The following is a 673-nucleotide window of genomic DNA, read 5'->3' on the forward strand; positions in this document are numbered from 1 at the left end:
GTACTTTTCGAGTTGGGTAGAGTTCTACCAAATGTTTTGTTTTAGCTATCCCCTAAAACGAGGCATCTACTTCCTGTATTTATTTTGACCTGTCTGTCAAATTTCTTTACACCGCCTTTATGGCGGTGTTTTTTTATCTTCCGCCAAATAACAATAAGTTTATCAATAGCTCACCTTATTCAAACTCTTGGAATCAAGCTCACTTAATCAAAATTCTAGAAATTTAATTTGAACGACCGTTCAGGTTGATTTATAGTCAATCTAACCACGGATGTGCCGTCCATACGATGAACTAGGAGTTCACAGATGATTAAGTTTTATTTCCACCGCACCCCAAACCCAATGAAAGTTGCACTTTATCTGGCAGAATCTGGCCTTGCCTATGAAGTGGTTCCTGTTGATACCCTCAAAGGGGGACAACACACACCAGAATTTCGTCAAATTAATCCCAATGGCAAAACACCAGCGATTGAGGATGATGGCACGCGCATCTTCGATTCCAACGCCATCCTGCTTTATCTATCAGAAAAAACTGGGCTGTTTTCAGGCCAACCACAAAACCGAGGTGAACTTCTCTCTTGGCTGATGTTTATCGCGTCTGGACTGGGGCCGTTCTCAGGTCAATCCGTCCACTCCCATAAAGCCGCACCAGAAGATATTCCCTACGCAAAAA

Annotated in this window: 1 protein-coding gene; it reads left to right on the top strand. The window is 42.5% G+C overall.

Annotated elements, in window-relative coordinates; translation table 11 throughout:
- Window positions 1-306: 306 nt before the first annotated feature.
- Window positions 307-673 (top strand): glutathione S-transferase family protein (locus KIV40_RS29420; protein ID WP_285352783.1); only part of this gene is annotated, 367 nt, incomplete at its 3' end.

Source organism: Vibrio sp. D173a, assembly GCF_030248475.1.